18 protein-coding genes and 1 pseudogene are annotated in these 19,184 nt (G+C 69.0%); 13 read left to right on the forward strand and 6 right to left on the reverse strand.

Features of this window, described 5'->3' with window-relative positions; all coding sequences use genetic code 11:
• A pseudogene (locus tag CFP71_RS41305) lies at positions 1-280 on the forward strand (hypothetical protein); the annotation flags it as partial.
• A 24-nt stretch (positions 281-304) separates the two neighbouring features.
• A complete protein-coding gene (locus CFP71_RS41310; RefSeq protein WP_093939320.1) occupies positions 305-1,036 on the forward strand; it encodes an ESX secretion-associated protein EspG in 732 nt (243 codons plus the stop codon).
• 4 nt (positions 1,037-1,040) lie between these two features.
• On the opposite strand, the gene CFP71_RS41315 is transcribed toward CFP71_RS41310, so the two are convergent.
• A complete protein-coding gene (locus tag CFP71_RS41315) occupies positions 1,041-1,874 on the reverse strand; it encodes an SCO6745 family protein (protein ID WP_093939321.1) in 834 nt (277 codons plus the stop codon).
• Between the two features lie 320 nt (positions 1,875-2,194).
• Here CFP71_RS41315 and pip point away from each other — a divergent pair, with 320 nt between their 5' ends.
• Positions 2,195-3,100, forward strand: a complete 906-nt coding sequence (gene pip, locus CFP71_RS41320; RefSeq protein WP_425266651.1) for a prolyl aminopeptidase — start codon at positions 2,195-2,197, stop codon at positions 3,098-3,100.
• A 365-nt stretch (positions 3,101-3,465) separates the two neighbouring features.
• Here pip and CFP71_RS41325 read toward each other — a convergent pair whose 3' ends face one another.
• The gene (locus CFP71_RS41325; RefSeq protein ID WP_093939323.1) at positions 3,466-4,656 is read right to left on the reverse strand and encodes a Glu/Leu/Phe/Val dehydrogenase dimerization domain-containing protein; all 1,191 of its coding nucleotides are present in this window, start codon (positions 4,654-4,656) and stop codon (positions 3,466-3,468) included.
• A gap of 171 nt (positions 4,657-4,827) precedes the next feature.
• On the opposite strand from CFP71_RS41325, the gene CFP71_RS41330 reads away from it, so the two are divergent.
• The 8 genes from CFP71_RS41330 (at position 4,828) to CFP71_RS41365 (ending at position 13,413) form a co-directional block, all read left to right on the forward strand.
• Positions 4,828-5,751 carry a LysR family transcriptional regulator gene (locus CFP71_RS41330; RefSeq protein WP_093939324.1) on the forward strand — a complete coding sequence of 308 codons (924 nt, stop codon included), beginning with the start codon at positions 4,828-4,830 and terminating at the stop codon, positions 5,749-5,751.
• A 130-nt stretch (positions 5,752-5,881) separates the two neighbouring features.
• The gene (locus tag CFP71_RS41335) at positions 5,882-7,144 is read left to right on the forward strand and encodes a glutamate-cysteine ligase family protein (protein WP_093939325.1); all 1,263 of its coding nucleotides are present in this window, start codon (positions 5,882-5,884) and stop codon (positions 7,142-7,144) included.
• The gene (gene egtB / locus CFP71_RS41340) at positions 7,141-8,490 is read left to right on the forward strand and encodes an ergothioneine biosynthesis protein EgtB (protein ID WP_093939326.1); all 1,350 of its coding nucleotides are present in this window, start codon (positions 7,141-7,143) and stop codon (positions 8,488-8,490) included. The genes CFP71_RS41335 and egtB overlap by 4 nt, the downstream gene beginning before the upstream one ends.
• 5 nt (positions 8,491-8,495) lie before the next feature.
• A complete protein-coding gene (egtC, locus tag CFP71_RS41345; RefSeq protein ID WP_093939327.1) occupies positions 8,496-9,260 on the forward strand; it encodes an ergothioneine biosynthesis protein EgtC in 765 nt (254 codons plus the stop codon).
• Positions 9,257-10,234, forward strand: coding sequence for an L-histidine N(alpha)-methyltransferase (gene egtD, locus CFP71_RS41350; protein WP_093939328.1), 978 nt, complete (start codon positions 9,257-9,259; stop codon positions 10,232-10,234). Before egtC ends, egtD begins: the two co-directional genes overlap by 4 nt.
• A 46-nt stretch (positions 10,235-10,280) precedes the next feature.
• A complete protein-coding gene (locus CFP71_RS41355; protein WP_093939345.1) occupies positions 10,281-10,703 on the forward strand; it encodes a nitroreductase family deazaflavin-dependent oxidoreductase in 423 nt (140 codons plus the stop codon).
• Positions 10,704-10,859: 156 nt separating this feature from the next.
• On the forward strand, positions 10,860-12,467 hold the full coding sequence (locus CFP71_RS41360) for an alpha/beta hydrolase (protein WP_093939329.1): 1,608 nt from the start codon (positions 10,860-10,862) through the stop codon (positions 12,465-12,467).
• A 226-nt stretch (positions 12,468-12,693) separates the two neighbouring features.
• Positions 12,694-13,413, forward strand: coding sequence for a nucleotidyltransferase domain-containing protein (locus CFP71_RS41365; RefSeq protein ID WP_093939330.1), 720 nt, complete (start codon positions 12,694-12,696; stop codon positions 13,411-13,413).
• Here the strand turns inward: CFP71_RS41365 and CFP71_RS41370 are convergent.
• Genes CFP71_RS41370 through CFP71_RS41380 form a run of 3 tightly spaced genes read right to left on the reverse strand, consistent with a single transcriptional unit; the run spans position 13,403 to position 16,088 of the window.
• Positions 13,403-13,750 (reverse strand): darcynin family protein, encoded by a 348-nt coding sequence (locus tag CFP71_RS41370; RefSeq protein WP_093939331.1) that lies wholly within the window; start codon positions 13,748-13,750, stop codon positions 13,403-13,405. The two genes, CFP71_RS41365 and CFP71_RS41370, sit on opposite strands and share 11 nt — an antisense overlap.
• Positions 13,751-13,764: 14 nt before the next feature.
• Positions 13,765-14,655: an SDR family oxidoreductase gene (locus CFP71_RS41375; RefSeq protein ID WP_093939332.1), complete on the reverse strand. Its 891-nt coding sequence runs from the start codon at positions 14,653-14,655 to the stop codon at positions 13,765-13,767.
• A 14-nt stretch (positions 14,656-14,669) separates the two neighbouring features.
• On the reverse strand, positions 14,670-16,088 hold the full coding sequence (locus CFP71_RS41380) for an MFS transporter (RefSeq protein ID WP_208636155.1): 1,419 nt from the start codon (positions 16,086-16,088) through the stop codon (positions 14,670-14,672).
• Between the two features lie 156 nt (positions 16,089-16,244).
• Here CFP71_RS41380 and CFP71_RS41385 point away from each other — a divergent pair, with 156 nt between their 5' ends.
• Both CFP71_RS41385 and CFP71_RS41390 read left to right on the forward strand, forming a co-directional pair.
• A complete protein-coding gene (locus CFP71_RS41385; RefSeq protein ID WP_093939333.1) occupies positions 16,245-17,150 on the forward strand; it encodes a LysR family transcriptional regulator in 906 nt (301 codons plus the stop codon).
• 576 nt (positions 17,151-17,726) lie between these two features.
• Positions 17,727-18,203: an MgtC/SapB family protein gene (locus CFP71_RS41390; protein ID WP_093939334.1), complete on the forward strand. Its 477-nt coding sequence runs from the start codon at positions 17,727-17,729 to the stop codon at positions 18,201-18,203.
• Between the two features lie 156 nt (positions 18,204-18,359).
• On the opposite strand, the gene CFP71_RS41395 is transcribed toward CFP71_RS41390, so the two are convergent.
• Complete coding sequence (locus tag CFP71_RS41395) at positions 18,360-19,160, reverse strand: alpha/beta fold hydrolase (protein WP_093939335.1); 801 nt, start codon at positions 19,158-19,160, stop codon at positions 18,360-18,362.
• Positions 19,161-19,184 lie beyond the last annotated feature (24 nt).

The raw sequence follows: 19,184 nt of genomic DNA on the forward strand, positions 1-19,184 counted from the left end.
GGGTGGTCCCGGCGGACCCGGTTCCGGCGGTCTCGGCGGTGGCCGTGGCTCCGGTATGGGTGGCCTCGGCGGCGGCATGGGCGGCGCCGACCACCTCGCCGGTGGCCGTGGCGCGGCGGGCCGCGGTGGCGGTCAGATGGGTCCGATGGGAGCCGGTGGCAGGCGTGCCGACGGCGACGAGGACGACGAGCACCAGCGTCCCGACTACCTGATCGAGGCCGACCCCGACGCGATCTTCGGCACTGACCAGCGCACCAGCCCGCCGGTCATCGGCGAGTAGCGGATGACCGTCAGAACAGGCCGGGTGGACGTCCCGGTCGAAGCCTTGGCCGTGCTCGCCGAACGCGAACGCGTCGGCGACCTGCACATCACGCTGCGCCCCGAACCGCGCTGGCTGTCCAGGACGGCCCGTGCGGAGGCGGACAAGCGAGTGGAAGCCGCGCTGGCGCAAGCCGGGCTGCTGGACTCGAGCGGCCGCGCGTCGGTCGATTTCCTGGACTGGCTCCCGGTGCTCACGAAACCGGCCATCGAGTACTACGGCTGGGTGAACACCGGGGGTGAGACGTACGGCCTCCTCGCCGCCTCGCTGGGATTGCAGGCGGTGCTGGCGGTGTCGTCCGGCGATTGGGTCGGGCTTCAGGAGATCGACCGGCGGCGGTTGCCCGAGACGCTGATCGAGCAGCTGCCGCCCGTTCCCGCGGGCGGCGGCAGGCTGCGCACGATCCGCGCGTACGAGCTCGAAGAGGCGGCCCGGCGCGGCCCGGACACCCATTCGCTGCCGCCGGTGATCGCCGACATCGTCAGTCTCGTGCAACGGCCGGTCCAGGGGAGCGGTGAGCTCTACGTCGGCAAGCGGGACGAAGTCGGCAGGCACGTCGCCGTCGAGGATCCGCTCCACTTCGCCGACACGGACTGGGGCCGGTATCTGAGCTACACGACCGGGCAAGGCAATGACGCGGTGGTCCACATCGGACCCGCCGGGCAGCCTGAGCTCGCGGACGCCCTCCGGCACATCACCGGCACCCTGGGCGGCTAGGCCGTCACCAGGGGAAGTCCGCCTGGACGGCGGCCGAGATCGGCCCGAGGTCGCTGACCAGACGGTCGAGATCGCCGCTGTCCAGGACGTCGTACGGTGCTTCCGCGAGCCGGTCGGTCATCGCCTCGACGCGCTCTTTCGCGGCCCGGCCGCCGGCGGTGAGCCGGCCGTCGGCCCCGACGAGGCCGCGGTCGCGCATCCCGTCGACGACCGCGGTCAGCTGTGCGGCGGGCAGGTGGCTGACCCGGCCGAACTCGTGCGCGGGCATGTCGACGGACAGGGCGTGGAGGACGTGAGCCTCGGTGCCGCCGATGCCTTCGGCCACCAGGGCGACGATGTGGCCGTCGCCGCGATGCTCGCGCAGCAGCGTGGCGGCGTGCCACAGGCGGGCCAGGGGTTCCCGCGGAATCGGGAGCGTGCGGAGGGCGGCGTAGAGGGCGCGTCCCTCCACGGGGGCGCTGATCGCGGCTTTCACCAGGAGGTCGGCGGCGCGTTCGACACCGGGGGAGCCGGCGAGATCGCCGAGGATCCGCCGTAGCCCCGCGACACATCCCCGCTCGCGGGCGGCCAGCGCCGCCTCGGGCGTGGTCAGCTCCCAGACCTTCGGGATGTGGCGCGCCACCTCACCCGGGGCGAAGTTGTAGAAGACCGCGTGGATCACCTCGGCGGGCACCGACCGGCCGAACGGCGCGGCGCGGCCGGCGAAGTAGGCGTCCCACTGGTTGCGCAGGCCGAGCGCGATCAGGGCCTGGTCCGACTCGTCGGCGAGATAGGGCACGAGACCGAGGGGCTCGATCAGGTCGTACATGCGGCGGGCTACGGGTTCCGGGTGCGACATTTCATCCCCTGTGGTTCACGGCGGCGCCCTCGTGGCGGTCGCTCACCTTCTCCACGAACGGCTCATGCCGGATCCGACACCCGGGTCTCAAGATTTTCGAGAGGTCCAGGTCGTGAGTGGCGATTCGTGGTCGCGTGATCCGAGCGTGGAGGAATCGGGACGTTCAACCAACCCGCATCGCCACTCACCTTCGCGCGACAAAACCCCGCGCACTGGGGTCCCTCCGCCGCTATTGTGACAGTGCTGTTGTATTTCTGGCGGGTCTGGAGGACGAGAACGTGACACGGCTTTATCCGGAAATCGAACCGTACGACCAGGGGATGCTCGACGTAGGCGACGGACACCTCGTGTACTGGGAGGTCTGCGGGAACCCCGACGGCAAACCCGCCGTCACTCTGCACGGCGGCCCGGGAACCGGGTGCAGTGCGGGTCTGCGCCGCTACTTCGACCCGGCCAAGTACCGCGTCGTGCTGTTCGACCAGCGCGGCTGCGGCCGGAGCACGCCGCACGCGGGGGAGCCCGAGGCGGACCTCTCGGCGAACACCACCGACCACCTGGTCGCCGACATGGAGCGGCTTCGCGAGCATTTGGGCATCGAGAAGTGGCTGCTCTTCGGTGGCTCCTGGGGCTCGGCGCTCGCGCTGGTCTACGCCGAGCGGCATCCGGACCGCGTCTCGGAGATGGTCTTGATGGGCTTGGCCACCGGGCGCCGGAGCGAGACCGACCTGCTCACCCGTGGCCTCGGCGGTGTCTTCCCCGAGGCTTGGGCGAAATTCCGTGACGGCGTTCCGGCGGAGGACCGCGACGGCGATCTGGCGGCGGCTTACCTCAAGTTGCTGATGAATCCGGATCCGGCGGTGCACGGGAAGGCGGCGGCCGACTGGTGCGCCTGGGAGGACGCGATCATCCCGACTTCCCCGCCGTACAAGAGCTTCGAGACGCCGAAGTTCCGGCTCGCCTTCGCCCGGCTGGTCACGCACTACTGGAGCCAGGGGTCCTTTTTGGACGAAGGCGTGGTCCTGCGGGAGGCCAAGACGCTGGCGCACATCCCGGCCGTGCTCGCCGAGGGCTGTCTCGACCTGGGCAACCTCATCGGGACTCCGTGGGAACTGGCGCACGCCTGGCCGGGCAGCGAACTGGTCGTGATCGACGAGGTCGGCCACAGCACCCAGGACGAGCCGATGCGGGAAGTCCTTATCGGCGCTACAGACCGCTTCGCCTCCTGAAGCAATCGAGGGCGCGTGAAGGCCCCTTCCCGCGGCTGGTCACCTAATTGGGCCGAAGACAAAGGTGCTGTGCGAGCCAGCTCGAGCGTCCGCGGGGCGTCGCGAAAGCCACTTTCGGGACGTCTGATGTCCTGAAAGTGGCTTTCGCGACGTCGGATCCTGCTGGGGCGCGCGTCGGGTCGAGCTTCGGCACCGCCTGCCTCGTAGGTGCCGTACCGAACGTCAAGGCAGTACGTCACGAGCGCCACGTTCGAGACGGTGAGCGTCCCAAGCGTGGCGCTCGTGACGTGCCACCCGCCCGGCACGACACGTTCGACCTCATCAAGACCATGGCCGAGGGAAGGGCGCCGTCACGTTCGAAACGGTCAGGGAATCACCAGAACGGGCGCGGACTCCGGGGTGGTGGCGGCGTCCGAACGGGTGGTTTCGGCGAGCCGCAGGCCGGTGGTACGCGGCGCGATCCGGTCGAGGTTCCACGAACTCAGCAGCAGCGCCACCTTCGCCCGCATCTCCGTCCGCAGCCGCTGGAACGAGTCGGCGGGATCGGCGCCGACCTCGCCGAGCAGGAGCCACCATGCCCATGCCGCCGCACCCGCGTTGGCGACGAAGTCCGGGATCACCGGGATGCCACGAGCCGCGAGGCCCGCTTCGGCGTCAGGGGTGGTCGCCGCGTTGGCCGCTTCGATGACGACCTTCGCCTTGACCGCGCCCTGGTTCCCGGCGCGCAGTGCGTAGGAGATCGCAGCCGGGACGAAGATGTCGGCGTCCGTCGCCACGATCTCGTCGCGGGGGAGCAGTTGAACGTCGGCGGGGAGCCGGCTCCGGTCGATCTCGCCGTACTCGTCACGCAGGTCCAGCAGCGCCGGGACGTCCAGGCCCTCGGGCCGGTACAGCGTCCCCGCGGCGTCGGCCACCGCGACGATCTTCATCCCGGCCTCGTGCAGGTACCAGGCCGCGCCGCCGCCCATCGTGCCGATGCCCTGGACGGCGACCGTGGTCGTCCCGGCCTGCCACTCCCACGCGTCGGCGACCCCGAGACAGGCCTGCGCGACGCCGTAGCCGCCGATGACGTCGCCGAGCAGGAGCCCCCCGGGGACCGGGGTGCCCAACCCGGCCTGCACCCGCCGAAGGGTGCGCGCCGGATCGGCCGAACGGCGGATGGCGGCGTGGTACGACTGTTCGAGCCCCAGCTTCGCGAACACCTCGTCGATCAGGTGCTGCGGTACGCCGAGATCCTCGGCGGTCACCCAGTGGTTGTCGATCCACGGCCGCAGGAACGCGCAGAACCGTTCCAGCACACCGAAAGCGCGCTCGTCCTTCGGATCGAAGTCGATACCGCCCTTGGCCCCGCCGACCGGCAGGCCGAAGGTCGCGGTCTTGTTCGCCATCCCCCTCGCCAGGTCCTCGACCTCCGCCATCGTGCAGCCCGCGCGCATCCGGGTTCCGCCGGTCGCGATACCGGAGACCAGGCTGTGCACTACGAGAAAGCCGGTGGCGCCGGTGACGGGGTCGGTCCAGATGAGCCTCATCAGCGGTTCGGCGTTCCTCGCGGCCATGCGGCCACCTCCTTCGGGATTCGGGGTCGTCCTGTGCCACTTCCGAGGGTGCGCCCGGGCGGGCGCGGGCGTCCATTTACCGAATCTGAACGATGGTGTGCAGAAAAACTGGTGTAACGCCGCACGACGCGTCATCCGGCAACCGCCACGCTGCCCGATTACGTTGAGGGCATGGAGCTTTCGTTGCACCGCTTGCGGATGCTCCGCGAGCTGAGCCGGCGCGGCACCGTGACGGCGGCCGCGGCTTCGCTGCATTACACCGCTTCGGCGGTTTCGCAGCAGTTGGCGCAGCTGGAGCGGGACGTGGGCGTGAAGCTGTTCGAGCGATTCGGCAGACGGGTGCAGCTGACCGAACTGGGGCTGCTGCTCACCGAGCACGCCGAGGAGATCCTGGGGTCGGTGGAGCGGGCGACGCTGGCACTGGAGGAGGCACAGGAGACCGTTTCGGTCCGGCTCATGGCGGGGGTGTGGGCGTCGGTCGCTTCGGGGCTGCTGCCGCACGCGCTGGCCGCGCTGGCGGGCGAGCATCCGGGGATCGAGGTCCGGACCCGTGAGCTGGCGCCCGAGGACACCGCCGACGCCGTCCGGGACGGTGAACTGGACCTTTCGTTCGTGATCGACTATTCCGACGCGCCGATGCCGTGGGACGCCGGGCTGGAGCGCGCGGTGATCGCGGTCGAACGGCTGCACGCCGCGGTGCCCGCCGGCGCCGTTCCCGCGGGCAGCGCGTCCTTGCCCGAACTGGCCGAGCACCCGTGGATCCTCGCCAGCCCGAAGAGCCACTTCGGCCGCGCGGTGCGCACCGCGTGTCACCGCCACGGATTCGAGCCCAAGATCAACCACGAGGTCGAGGAGCAGTCGACGGCGATGGCGATGGTCCGGGCGGGGCTCGGGGTGACCCTCGTTTCGGATCTCGGTCTGGGGCTCCGGCCGCCGGGGATCGACGTCGTAGCGTTGACCACACCATTGCTCCGAACGGTTTCGATCGCCTACCGGACGACCACGTCGCGGCGGCCGGCCTTGCAGCTGGTTATCGGGGCGGTCCGCGACGCGGCCGCGGCGCTGGGCCTGGGGACCGAGCCCGCTTTGCCCTGATTCGCCCGGTCCTAAAAGGTGGTCAGCCGATCCTGCCCGGCAAGAACAGACCTGAATTTGTCGGACCCCGCGTGTAGCGTCCGAAGTCAAGGTTTCTCAGTTATCGGACAACCGACTGGACGGCGGAAAGATGACTACTGTTCATGATTTCCCCGAGAAGTCCGGGAGCGCGTCGAACGCGACGGCGAAGGTCCTCTCGGACCGCGCCGAGGGCGAGGCGTACGTGGCTTCCGTGTGCTTCAAGCACGGGCCACCGAGACTCCTCGGCGTAGAGCTGGAATTCACCGTGCACTACGCCGACGAGCCCGCCCGGCCTCTCGATCCCGACGATCTCGCCACCGCGCTCGGCCCGCACACCCCGCGGACACTGCGCCCCGACAGCCCCGCCCTCCCCCTTCCGGCAGGTTCACCGCTGAGCCTCGAGCCCGGATGCCAGGTGGAGATCTCCGCTCAACCACAGACCACGCTGCGTCACCTGGACGCCGTCGTCTCGGCCGATCTGGCCCACCTCGAAACCCTTCTCGCCACCCGAGGCCTGTACCTGGGTGACACCGGGATAGACAGGCATCGCGCTCCCGCCCGCAAACTGGGCACACCGCGCTACGCCGCCATGGAACGCCGCTTCGCCCCGATGGGCGACGGGGGCGCGACGATGATGTGCAGCACCGCGGGCCTGCAGGTCTGTGTGGACACCGGTGAGGCGAGCGATCTGGCCGATCGCTGGGCCGCCGTCCACGCGCTCGGCCCGCCGTTGCTCGCCACCTTCGCCAACTCCCGGATCCACGCCGGACGCGACACCGGCCACGCCTCCGCGCGCTGGCTGGCCGTGATGGACACCGAAAAGGTCCGGACCCGGTCGGCGGAACCGACCGGGGATCCGGCGGGGGAGTGGGCACGCAGGATCCTGGACACCCCGCTGATGGTCCTTCCCAGTGGCGACGGCCGCTGGGACGCGCCCGATTCCCTGACGTTCGCCGACTGGATCGACGGACGGGGCGAGAGCGCCGGACTCGGCAAGCCGACCGAGGACGATCTTGCCTATCACCTGACGACCTTCTTCACCCCGGTCCGTCCACAGGGGTATCTGGAGATCCGGTACCTGGACGCCCAGCCCGCCGCCCGGTGGCTGCATCCGGTGGCACTGCTGGCCGCACTACTCGCGCGCTCGTCCACAGTGGACAAGGTGCTCGAATTGTGCGAGCCGGTCCTGGGCAGATGGGAGTGCGCGGCCCGGTTCGGCCTGGCCGACCGCGCCATCGCCACTGTCGCGAGGGAGGTGGTGGACCTGGGTTGCGCCGAACTCGGCACGACCGGTCTGCCGCCGGAGACCATCACCGAGATCAGCGAGGGTGTGCAGTCCCTCGTGCGCGGTTCGAGGAGCCACCAGTCATGAGCGTGGAAAGCACCGAGACCAACCCGCTTCGCGCGCTGAGCCCGCAAGACCTGCGGGCTCACGCGGCCGAAGCGCTCACCAGGGCCCGCGAGCGCAGTGACGCGCTCACCGCCGTCGACGACGAAGAGCTGGTCCGCCAGCACTCGAAACTGATGTCGCCGCTGGTCTGGGACCTCGCGCACATCGGCAGCCAGGAAGAGCTCTGGCTGGTCCGCGACGTCGGCGGCCGCGAGGCGCTCCGGCCGGACATCGACGACATCTACGACGCGTTCCAGCACGCCCGCGCGGATCGTCCGGAGCTGCCGTTGCTCGGCCCGGAAGAGGCACGCAAGTACGTCCGGGAGGTCCGGGAGAAATCCTTCGACATCCTGGAAAAGGTTCCGCTGCAAGGCAGGCGGCTCACCGAGGACGCCTTCGCCTTCGGCATGATCACCCAGCACGAGCAGCAGCACGACGAGACGATGCTGGCCACCCATCAGCTCCGCAAGGGCGATCCGGTGCTGCACGCGCCCGCCCCGCCGCCGTCGCGATCCGGGCGGTTGCCCGCGGAGGTGTTCGTGCCCGGCGGTGCCTTCACCATGGGCACCTCCGCCGAACCGTGGGCGCTGGACAACGAGCGTCCGGCACACGAGGTCGTGGTGGAGGCGTTCTTCATCGACACCACGCCGGTCACCTGCGGGGCGTACAGCGAGTTCCTCGACTCCGGGGGTTACGAAGACCCGAAGTGGTGGAGCGAACGAGGCTGGGCGTATCGCAGCGAGCACGGCATCCACGCGCCGCGCTTCTGGAATCGGGAACAGGACGGCTGGTGGCGGACACGGTTCGGCGTCCACGAGAAGGTGCCTTCCGCGGAACCCGTCGTCCACGTGTCCTTCCACGAGGCCGAGGCGTACGCCGCCTGGGCCGGTCGGCGGTTGCCGACGGAAGCGGAGTGGGAGAAGGCCGCCCGGTTCGACCCGGCGACCGGCCGTTCGCGCCGGTTTCCCTGGGGCGACGAGGAACCCGCGCCCGAGCACGCCAACCTCGGGCAGCGGCATCTGCGTCCCGCGGAGGTCGGCGCCTATCCGGCGGGCGTCTCACCGCTGGGGGTGCATCAGCTGATCGGTGATGTCTGGGAGTGGACCAGCAGCGGATTCGAGGCGTATCCGGGGTTCGCCGCGTTCCCCTACAAGGAGTACTCGGAGGTGTTCTTCGGCGGCGACTACCGGATCCTGCGCGGCGGCTCGTTCGGCACGGACGCGGCGGCCATCCGCGGCACGTTCCGCAACTGGGATCATCCGATCCGGCGGCAGATCTTCTCCGGGTTCCGTTGTGCCCGGGACGCGCGGCCGAGCGAGGTGGCCTGAGCGGCATGTGCCGTCATCTCGCGTATCTCGGCGAGCCCCGTTCACCCGCCGAGACTGTCTTTCACGCCCCGCATTCGCTGCTCGTGCAGTCCTACGCCCCGGCCGACATGCGCGGGGGCGGTTCGGTCAACGCGGACGGGTACGGCCTCGGCTGGTATGCCGAGGCCTCCGGCCCGCTGAGGCTGCGCCGGTCCGCTCCCTTGTGGACGGACGGGGATCTGCCCGCGCTGGCCGGGTCGGTGCGGTCGCACGCCTTCATGGCGGCGGTCCGCAACGGCACGACGGGGATGCCGGTGGTCGAGGCGGCGAACGCCCCGTTCACCGGCGGCGGTTTCCTCTTCAGCCACAACGGAGTGGTGAAGGGCTGGCCGGACTCGACGGCCGAACTCGCCGCCAAGCTGCCGATCACCCGCCTCCTGACCCTGGAGGCGACCACGGACTCGGTGCTGTTGTGGGCTTTGCTGCGTGAGCGGCTCGAAGCGGGCGAAGACCCGCTCGCGGCCCTCACGTGGCTGACCGGAGCGGTCGAGGAGGCGGCGCCGGGTTCGAGGCTCAACTTCCTGCTGACCGACGGCCGGACCCTCATCGGCACGGCTTGGACGCATTCCCTGTCCTATCGGGACCTCGGCGGAGGTGTGCTCGTCGCGTCGGAACCGTGCGACGACGATCCCGGCTGGATCCCCGTTCCCGACCACCACGCCGTCCGGGTCACCGGAGAAGGCGTGCGAATCCTTCCCCTCGAAGCCGATCGGAGCCCTGAGGCACGATGACCGAAGTGGACCTCGACGTACACCACAGCGAGTCGGACATCACCGAGCAGCTGCGCGCGGATGTCCGAGCCGGCCTGGAAGCGGACCAGAAGTGGTTGTCGCCCAAGTGGTTCTACGACGCGCGCGGCAGTGAACTGTTCGAGAAGATCACCGCTCTTCCCGAGTACTACCCGACCCGCAGCGAGCGGGAGGTGCTCGCCGCGCGCGGCGGCGAGATAGCGGAGAGCTCCGGCGCGCACACCCTGGTCGAGCTCGGTTCCGGGTCCAGTGAGAAGACCCGGCTCCTGCTCGACGCGCTGACGAGGCACGGCACGTTGAAGGAGTTCGTGCCGCTCGACGTCTCCGAATCGGCGCTCGCCGAAGCCGCGGAAGCCATCACGGCCGACTACCCGTCGCTCGAAGTCCGTGGTGTGGTCGGCGATTTCACCCAGCATCTCGACCTGCTGCCGGGCGACCGGCCGCGCCTGGTGGTCTTCCTGGGCGGCACGATCGGCAACTTCCTCCCCGCCGACCGCGCCGTCTTCCTGCGCTCGGTCCGCGACGTGCTCGACGAAGGGGAGTGGCTCCTGCTCGGGACGGACCTGGTGAAGGACCGGGAGACTCTGGAACGCGCCTATGACGACGCGGACGGGATCACGGCGGAGTTCAACCGCAACATGCTCCATGTGATCAACAACGGACTCGGCGCCGACTTCGATCCGGCGGCCTTCGACCACGTCTCGTATTGGGACGAGGAGAACGAATGGATCGAAATGCGCCTGCGCGCCCGTGAAGCCCTGACCGTCGACATCCCGGGCGCCGATCTGCGGGTGAAGTTCGACGAGGGCGAATACGTGCGCACCGAGATCTCCGCGAAGTTCCGGCGGGAGGGAATCGCCGCGGAGCTGGCCGAGGCCGGGTTCGCGGTCGAGAAATGGTGGACGGACTCCGCGTCGAGGTTCGGGGTGAGCCTGGCAAGATCTGTCCGTGACTAACCCTCTCGCCTCGCTCGCTCGCGTGCTCGGCACGAAACCGTGGCTGATGGGGCTCGCGGGCGGGATCATCTGGGTGGACAAGAGACTCCACCGGCTGTTCAAGGGGAAGGTGAGCCTGGTCGCGATGGCCGGGCTGCCTTCCCTGAGGCTGACCACGACCGGCCGCAAAAGCGGACTGCCCCGTAGTACCAACCTTTTGTACTTCCCGCACGACGAAGGCTTCGTGCTCGTCGGCTCCAATTGGGGGAGGCCGAACGATCCCGCGTGGACACACAACCTGCGTTCGGCACCCGAGGCGGTCGTCGCGCTGGCGGGCAAGGAAATCCCGGTCAGGGCCAGGGAACTCCTCGGCGACGAGTACGAAGCGATGTGGAAACTGCTGCTGGACTTCTGGCCCGGTTACTCCATGGAGGCCGACGCCGCTCGCCGTGTGTTACCGATTTTCGAGTTAAAGACAACCACTCGATAGGTTCGTACCATCCTTTCGGCCGGTGACTGGGTTACCGCCTTGTGCGAGGCTCGCTTGGTGTTACGCGCCGTGACGTCGGCGGCGCATCGTGCGACGTGGTCCCTCACGTCGCCAGCCGAGGGAGGAGTCGTTTTGCCGAGATCCACAAGGAGGCCGGTGCGCGGTTTCGCACTGGTAGGGGCACTCGTGGCCGGTGCCGCGCTGACCGGTGCCTCCGGGACCGCGGTCGCCGCCCCGGACGCCGGGACGTCGGCCGCCCAGGTCGGCGTGACCGCGCCGGTGAACTGGGGTGCCTGCACGGCGGACCAGCTCCGCGGTGTTCCCGCCGACCAGGTCAAGTCCTACAGCTGCGCGCGCTATCGCGTACCGATCGACCACGACAACGCGGCGCTCGGCACCATCGACATCGCGATGTTGAAGCGGGCGGCGAAGACACCCGACAAGAAGGTCGGTTCGCTGTTCCTCAACCCGGGCGGTCCCGGCGGCTCCGGATTCCGGATGCCGATCGGCGCGGCGAACTACTTCCAGCCGCAGGTGCTCGACCGGTTCGACCTGATCGGGTTCGACCCGCGCGGGGTCGGGGCCAGCAACCCGCTCAAATGCTTCACCACGCAGGAGGACGCGAACGACGTCTTCGCCGCGCAGATCCCCGTGCCGCTTTCCCGGCAGGAGATCTCCGGCACGCTGGCGTCGTACCGGGACTACGGCCAGTTCTGCAAGAACAACGCGGGCGCGCTGCTGAACCACATGTCCACCAAGGACGTGGTGCGCGACCTCGACAAGATGCGGGCCGCTGTCGGCGACCAGAAGCTGACCTTCGTCGGCTTCTCGTACGGGACCCTGATCGGGTCGACGTACACGTCGATGTTCCCGAAGCAGAGCCGGGCGATCGTCATCGACGGCAACGTCGACCCGGCACTGCGCACCAGCGACGGCGTGCAGTACGACCGTGAGCGGGCTCGCGGGTTCGAGATCGCGCTGGACGGTTTCCTGCGCAAGTGCGCGCAGGTCGGCCCGAAGTGCTCCTTCAGCTCGGGCACGCCGCGGGCGAAGTTCGACGAGATCCGCGACCACCTCCGCCAGCAGCCGATCAAGTTGCCGGACGGCAGCAGCTACGACATCAACGCGTTCACCAGCACGGTCTCCGGGGTGCTGTACTCGCCGACGTCGTTCCCGCCGCTGGCCGACGACCTGCAGGCGCTGTACAACGTCGTCCACCCGCCGACAGCGCAGACGCAGACGGCGCAGGCCGTCGAACTGAAGGTGCTGCGGTCGGGGGCGAACGGGCGCGCGGACGCGGACCCGGACAGCCCGTACACCGGCGACGACTCCTACTTCGCCGTGAACTGCTCGGACAAGAAGATCACGATCAAGCAGGAGAAGGTGCCCGAGATCGCCGCGAAGTGGGAGAAGGAATCGCCCACCTTCGGCCGCTACCAGGCGTTCTCGGACGTGGCGGGCTGCCCGGTGTGGCCCGCGAAGAAGCCGGACGTCTACCGCGGCCCGTGGCAGGCCAAGACCGACACCCCGGTGCTGGTCGTCGGCAACTACTACGACCCGGCGACCCAGTACCTGTTCTCGAAGCGGATGGCCGACGAGCTGGGCAACGCCCGGCTGCTCTCGGTCGACGCCTTCGGGCACTGCATCCTGGGTGACTCGCTCGGGGTGGACAAGGTGACGGCCGACTACCTGATCGACCTGAAGGTTCCGGCCAACGGTCAGGTGTTCCAGCCGAACGTCCAGCCGTTCGAAACCACCGCCTGAAATCCGGGCACGTAACCACGAAGGCCACCGTCTCGACGGTGGCCTTCGTGGCGTTTCGGGACCGGTCCCGAGCACCCGGCGCTAAGTTCTCGGACGGGGAGGGCCGGATGACCCGGGGCGAGCTCCTCGCCCCGGTGATCCGGGTGGGTGACCAGGGCACCGGCCAAGACCCGCCGGTGTACCTGGCTCCCGGCCCGGGGTCCGTTCACTGCGGCATGCTGGGCGAATGGATCCCGTCCGTGCCGCCCGCGACCTGGTCTCCGCTTGCTTTCCCACTGCGAGGGCCGCGATTCTGGGCGGAAGCGCGAACACCGCTCGCCGGACCGCTTTCTCGGATCTCGACATCGTCGTGTTCCTCGACGGACCACCCGCGCCGTTCCGCGAAACCACCGAACACGAGGGCTTGCCGGTGGAGTGGTTCTGCCACACCGCCGAGTCCTACGACGCCTTCGTCGCACGAGAGACCGCCGAAAGGCGTTCCCCATTGCTGCACATGTGCGGTGAAGGCGTCGTACTGCTGGACCGGGACGAATTCGGTCATCGGACACGGGAGGAAGCCCGGGCGATGTTGCGTGCCGGGCCCCCTCCGCTTTCTCTCGCCGAGTTGGAAGATCGCCGTTACGGGCTCACCGGCCAGCTGGACGACCTGGCCGGCGCGGACGATCCCGACGAGCTGATCTTCATCGCCGACAGGCTGCTGATCACCGTGGCCGAGCTGGTCCTCGTCGCGCGAGGCCGATGGCGCTCACACGGCAAGTGGCTCCTGCGCCGCCTTCGTGAAACCGACCCGGAGATCTGCCGGGAACTCCTGCTCGGCTACCGGCAAGTGGTGTGTCAGGGGACCACCGCACTGCTTGGGGAAGTCGCAGGCGGTGTGCTCGACGATGTCGGTGGACGTCTCCACCCCGGCTATCGGCGGGACGCTCCCGCCGGTTTCAGACGTTGACGCTCGCGAAGGCATCCAGACCGTAGTTCGTGGCGTACGCGTTCTCGACTCCGACCAGCAGGTCGACGATCTCGAAGTACCGGTCCCAGAACGGCGTCTCGCGCAGCGCTTCGATGAGCAGCTGATACGAGTGGTGGTCCTCGGCCTCCCACACCCACACGTCGGTCACTCGCGCGGAGTAGAACTCGGTGTCGAAGAACCGGGACCGGACTCCCTTCACCTTGCTCTCGATCGCCGGGAGGACCTCGGTCTTGAAGGACTCCACGCGCTGCTCGACGGTGAGGCCGAGCCATTCGGGAGTGGTCTTCACCAGCATGAAAGCGGTCACTTCGGACATGGTGTTCCTTCCTTTCAGGAGTAGGCGCCGGCTTCGATGTCCTCGACCAGGGTCGGTCCGAAGGGGGCCCACTTGAGCAGTTCACGGGTGCGCTCGCTGGACGCGGACATGTCCAGCGAGAAGAACCGGCCGACGAAACCGAAGTGCTCGGCGGCCTTCTCCGGCGCCACGGACGCCACCGGGACATCGAGCGTCCGCCCGATGGCTTCGGCGATCTCCTTGGTGGTGACCGCTTCTTCGGCGACGGCGTGGAGCAGCGTCCCGGTGGGCGCGCCTTCCAACCCCAGCCGGACGAGCCGGGCGGCGTCGGTGCGGTGCACCGCGGACCACGCGGCGGTGCCGTCGCCGAGGTAGCCGGAGACGCCGTGCTCGCGGGCGGCCGCGACGAGCGCGGCGACGAACCCGTGGTCGCCGACGCCGTGGACCGAGGGCGAGAAACGGGCGCTGATCACCCGCATGCCCTTTTCGGCGTACTCGAGGGCCAGGTTCTCGGCACCACCGCGATGCGAGTCGGGGCCGACCGCGGGGGAGAGGTCGGTTTCGGTGGCGCGGCGCCCGGCGGCCATGGTCGAGAGCCCGGCGGCGAGAACGAAGGCACGGCCTGTCCCGGTCAGCGCGTCGGCGAACGTTTCGACGGCGGCGCGCTCGGCCCGGTTGGACTCGGCGGGGTTGCCCCAGTCGTGCTTGTTCGCCAGATGGATCACGGCCTCGGCCTCGGCGGCGCCCGCGCGGAGGCCGTCGAGATCGTCCAGGTCGCCGCGGCGGACCAGCGCGCCCTTCCGTTCCAGCGTGGCGGCGGAGGCGTCCGAACGGGCGAGGCCGGTGACCTCGTGGCCGGCGTCGAGCAGCTCGTCCACGACGGCCGAGCCGATCCAGCCGGTCGCTCCGGTGACGAATACGTGCATGGGAATTACTCCTTCTACTTGGTGGTGCGGGAAAGGCGTGATTGCAGGACGACGAGCGCCCCGAGGACGAACACACTCACGCCGATGACCCGCAAGGCCGTGCTCGTACTGGTGACGAACGCGGAAATCACTTCCGGCGCGCGGCCGGGTGCCGCGGTGAGGGCCTGCGCGACGGTGTGCGGATCGTGGGCCGCGCGGAGGTCGGGTGGCAGTGCCGCGACGAACCGTCCGGTGAGGACGGTGCCGATGACCGCGACGCCGAGCGCGCTGCCGAACTCGCGGGTGGTGGCCTGGAGACCCGCGCCGACTCCGGCCTGGGCGGGCGGCAGCGAACCGGAGATCGCGGCGGACAGTGTCGGAAGGGCCAGCGTGACACCGATGCCGGTCACCACGAGCCAGGCCGCGTAGACCGGATACGGCGTGGAGGCGTCGTTCGTGGACAGTCCGAGGAGACCGCTGCCGCAGAAGACGAAAGCGATGGCGACGGTGGCGTCGACGCCGACGCGCCGGATGAGTTTGCCCACGTGCCGCGCGCCGAGGATGACCGGGACGGTCAGCGGGATGATTCCCAGCCCGGTCAGGAGCACATCGAATCCCTTGCCGTATTGCAGGAAGGACGCGTTGACGTAGAACAGCGCGAACATCCCGAAGAAGATCGCCGTCATGCCGAGACAGGCGCTGCGCAGCGCGGGCACCCGGAACAACCGAGGATCGAGCAGTGGATGTTCGGCCTTCAGTTCCACGAACGTCCACACGGCGAAGAGCACGGCCGAGCCGGCGAACCCGATCAGGACGATCGGGCTGTCCCAACCCTTTTCGGGCCCTTCGACGATGCCGAGCAGCAACGCGACCGACGCTCCGACGAGCAGGGTCGCCCCGATCGGGCTGAGCGGGCGGTCATGCCTTTCGGACACCGGCGCGATGCGGGCGACGAGAACGGCGAGTACCAGGCAGAGCGGGACGGCGGCCGCGAAAAGCCAGCGCCACGACCCGCCGGACAGCACCGCGCCGCCGCCGACGTTCCCGACGACACCGCCGATCCCGGTCATCGACGCCCAGGTCGCGATCGTCACGCCCTTGCGTTCGGCGGGCACGGCGTGCAGCAGGACAGCGAGGGTGTTGGGCAGGACGGCGGCGGCCCCGATCCCGGTGATCGCCCGGCCCGCCAGCAGGACGGGAACGTTCGGCGCGACCGTCGACAGCAGCGCGCCGACCGCGAACAGCGCCAGACCGGTGAGCAGGACGCCCTTGCGGCCGAAGCGATCGCCCGCGGCGCCACCGGGGATCACCAGACAGGCGAAGAAGACGACGTAGGTGTCGACGATCCAGATCAGCGCCGACGCGGACGGGTGGAGGTCGCTCGCGGCCAGCATCGGGACGGCGAGGTTGATCGCGGCGACCATCCCGACCACGAGCACGACGCAGGCGCACATGGTGGCCAGCAAGCCTTTTCGCGAGACCGGGCGGCTTGCCGCGGCCGCGGGGTCGTCGCGGAGTTGAAGTCGGAGTGGCATGTCCACGAAGCTATTGACCAGCGATGTATTCGTGCCACGCAACTTTGACAATACAGACTTGCGTAGGATGCAACTATGGCCGATCAGCTGGACCTGAACCTTCTGCGGGTCTTCGACGCGTTGCTGCGCGAAGGCAGCGTGACGGCGGCCGCCGAGCGACTGCACCTGTCGATCCCGGCGGCGAGCCGAGCGCTGGGGCGCTTGAGGCGGGCGATGGGAGACCCGATCCTGGTGCGGGCCGGCCGGGGAATGGTGCCGACGCCGTTCGCGCTCCGGACCGCGCCACGTGTCCGGTCGCTGCTCGACGAGGCGTCCGCGCTGATCAGCGCCGACCGCGAACTGGCGATCGGCGACCTCGAACGCACCTTCACCATCCGCATCAACGACGGCGTCGCCGCGACACTGACGACCGCGGCCGTCGAGGCGACCGCCGCCGTCGCGCCGGGTGTGGTCCTGCGCTTCGTGGCCGAAGGCAGCGAGAGCACCGAAGCGTTGCGGGACGGCTCAGTGGATCTGGACATCGGTGCCGGTGACGTCACGGCACCCGACATCCGGTCGATGCCGCTGTACCGCGAACGAGTGGTCGGGATCGTCAGGGCGGACGGCCCGCTCGGCGGCAAGCGGCATCCGACGCTGGCTCAGCTCTGCCGCTATCCCCACGTTTCCGCTTCCCGGCGGGGCAGAGGCAGGGGACCGCTCGACGACGTGCTCGAAGCGGCCGGTCTCCAGCGCCGGGTCGCGGCGGTCGTCCCTACGTCCGCCGTCGCCGCTTTCCTGGTCTCGTCGAGCGACTACGTCGGACTCGTACCCTCCCGGCTCGCCGAGCAGTACGGCCGGTCACTCGGCCTCCGCTGGTTCCCGATCCCCGCGGATCTCCCGGAGATCGAGGTCTGTCTGCTCTGGCACGCGCGATTCGACGCCGATCCGGCCCAGCGCTGGCTGCGCGAGACGATCCGAGACGCGTTCGAGGCGTCGCGGTAGCGGAGTTGCTCGTGAGGGGTATTTGCGCCGAAAGGCAAAGGTGTCAGGTCGGACTGGTGCAGGTCATCGCCTTCCGCCGGGTGTGATCCGGCGGGAGGGCGTTGCGAAAGCCACTTTCGCAACCTTCAACGTTGCGAAAGTGGCTTTCGCAACACTGGGCGCCAGACAGCACGGGGTCGTGAGCGGGTTCCTGTTCCCAATGTCGCATTCGTGTCGCTGAGCGTCTCGAATGCGACATTGGGAACATCGCCGTCGAGCCCACGCCACCAGTGCGCGCCGGCAGGGTCCGATGCCGCAGAAGCCGGTAGAAGCGCGAGAGGTCGAGTACTGACGCCGTCACGAGTCTCTGTGAGCCCGTCCACGAGAGGGGTGGCCGGACGGCCGTCCGGTGGTACAGTCCCGAAGGTTGATCAACATCGATCGAGTACGAAAGCGAGGTGAGCGGCACATGCCGGAAGACAGTTCTGGATCGACCGGACGCGGTCGCCGTTCACCCGTGTGCGCGGTGCGCTGACCTTTTCCGGTCTCCTTTCCCTGTCTGGCCTTGTGTACGCACGCCAGAAAAGAGCCGGAATCATGAACACCTTCGAAATGCTGCTCAGGGTCGGCACCGGCGTCGGCCTGGGCGCCGTCATCGGCATCGAGCGCCAGTACCGCGCCCGGATGGCCGGACTCCGCACCAACGCCCTCGTCGCCGTCGGCGCCACCCTCTTCGTCCTGTTGTCCGCCCACGGTTTCGGCGGGCTGAACACCAGCGGTGACGCGGATCCGACGCGGGTCGCCGCGCAGATCGTCTCCGGGATCGGCTTCCTCGGTGCCGGGGTGATCCTGCGGGACGGGCTGAACGTGCGCGGGCTCAACACCGCCGCCACGCTGTGGTGCTCGGCGGCCGTCGGATCCCTTGCGGGAGCAGGACTTTACGTCGTCGCGCTCGCCGGGACCGGGGTGATCGTCGGGGTCAACGTGCTGCTGCGCCCGCTCGGCCGCGTCGTCGACCGGCGCCCGGAGAACCGGGACGAGTGCTCGGAGCAGGAAGAGCCCGAAAGGGCTTAGCCTTCGGCGTGCACGGACACGTAACTCGCGTGCTTGGGGACGTAACTCGCGTGCTTGGAGGCGGAACTCACGAGATCCGGCTTCAAGCACGCGAGATCCGCCGTTGATCACGCGAGATCCGTGTTCGAGCACGCGAGTTCGGTGCCGCGAAAGGGCCTAACAGTCCAGGAAGTCCAGCAATATCCGCGAAAACTTGCGGGGCTTCTCCAGATTGATCATGTGCGCGACTCCGGGGACGACGAGTTTCCGGGCGTCGTGTGCCTCGGTTCCGATCCGGTCGGCGATGGCGAGGATGTCCGAGGAATCCAGATCACCCACCAAGGTCAACGTGCGCGGTGCCAGCTCTCCGATCCGTTCGATGGCCCGCAGCTCGTCCATCAGCATGAAGCCGCTGCCGCGGTGCCGGGTGATCGTGTGCGCGTACATCTCCTGGCACCGCCGCCGGACGTCCTGGTCGACGGCTTCCGGGGCACGGTGCGGGCCGTCCACCCACATCCGCAGGAGGCATTCGATGGCGGCGGGGACATCACCTCTGGCGCTCGCTTCTTCGAGTTTTTTGTTCTGCTCAAGGACAAAGGGATCCTTCGCCACCATCGCGCTGAGACCGGTGGCCGCGAGGACGAGGTTCTCGACCAGATCCGGATAGGTCAGCGCGAAGTCGACCGCGATCCGGCCGCCGCCCGACAGCCCGACCAGTGAGGCACAGGGGAAGTCCAGCGCGGTCAGCAGCTCGCGGAGGTCCTCGTAATGCTTGAAGCGCCGAGTCGGCGTGGAGGACTCGCCGTGCCCGCGCGCGTCGTATCGGACGACGGTGTGATGGCGTTCGAGCGCCGTCATCTCGGCGTCCCACATCCGGGAGTCGAGCATGCCGCCGTGCAGCAGGACGACGGGATCGCCCGCGCCCCGGATCTCGTAGGCCAGTTCGCCGTTCTCGACCTGAATCCGCCCGCGGGTCATGAATCCACGCTAGCGAAAAACGAC

The sequence above is a fragment of the Amycolatopsis thailandensis genome (assembly GCF_002234405.1).
GTDB classification, from domain to species: domain Bacteria; phylum Actinomycetota; class Actinomycetes; order Mycobacteriales; family Pseudonocardiaceae; genus Amycolatopsis; species Amycolatopsis thailandensis.

Excerpts from the sequence above, each read along its gene's own strand:
- CFP71_RS41315 (WP_093939321.1), bottom strand. The coding sequence starts at position 1,874 with ATGTCGCACCCGGAACCCGTAGCCCGCCGCATGTACGACCTGATCGAG.
- pip (WP_425266651.1), top strand. The coding sequence starts at position 2,195 with ATGCTCGACGTAGGCGACGGACACCTCGTGTACTGGGAGGTCTGCGGG.
- CFP71_RS41325 (WP_093939323.1), bottom strand. The coding sequence starts at position 4,656 with ATGGCCGCGAGGAACGCCGAACCGCTGATGAGGCTCATCTGGACCGAC.
- CFP71_RS41330 (WP_093939324.1), top strand. The coding sequence starts at position 4,828 with ATGGAGCTTTCGTTGCACCGCTTGCGGATGCTCCGCGAGCTGAGCCGG.
- CFP71_RS41335 (WP_093939325.1), top strand. The coding sequence starts at position 5,882 with ATGACTACTGTTCATGATTTCCCCGAGAAGTCCGGGAGCGCGTCGAAC.
- egtB (WP_093939326.1), top strand. The coding sequence starts at position 7,141 with ATGAGCGTGGAAAGCACCGAGACCAACCCGCTTCGCGCGCTGAGCCCG.
- egtC (WP_093939327.1), top strand. The coding sequence starts at position 8,496 with ATGTGCCGTCATCTCGCGTATCTCGGCGAGCCCCGTTCACCCGCCGAG.
- egtD (WP_093939328.1), top strand. The coding sequence starts at position 9,257 with ATGACCGAAGTGGACCTCGACGTACACCACAGCGAGTCGGACATCACC.
- CFP71_RS41355 (WP_093939345.1), top strand. The coding sequence starts at position 10,281 with ATGGGGCTCGCGGGCGGGATCATCTGGGTGGACAAGAGACTCCACCGG.
- CFP71_RS41365 (WP_093939330.1), top strand. The coding sequence starts at position 12,694 with ATGGATCCCGTCCGTGCCGCCCGCGACCTGGTCTCCGCTTGCTTTCCC.
- CFP71_RS41370 (WP_093939331.1), bottom strand. The coding sequence starts at position 13,750 with ATGTCCGAAGTGACCGCTTTCATGCTGGTGAAGACCACTCCCGAATGG.
- CFP71_RS41375 (WP_093939332.1), bottom strand. The coding sequence starts at position 14,655 with ATGCACGTATTCGTCACCGGAGCGACCGGCTGGATCGGCTCGGCCGTC.
- CFP71_RS41380 (WP_208636155.1), bottom strand. The coding sequence starts at position 16,088 with ATGTGCGCCTGCGTCGTGCTCGTGGTCGGGATGGTCGCCGCGATCAAC.
- CFP71_RS41385 (WP_093939333.1), top strand. The coding sequence starts at position 16,245 with ATGGCCGATCAGCTGGACCTGAACCTTCTGCGGGTCTTCGACGCGTTG.
- CFP71_RS41390 (WP_093939334.1), top strand. The coding sequence starts at position 17,727 with ATGAACACCTTCGAAATGCTGCTCAGGGTCGGCACCGGCGTCGGCCTG.
- CFP71_RS41395 (WP_093939335.1), bottom strand. The coding sequence starts at position 19,160 with ATGACCCGCGGGCGGATTCAGGTCGAGAACGGCGAACTGGCCTACGAG.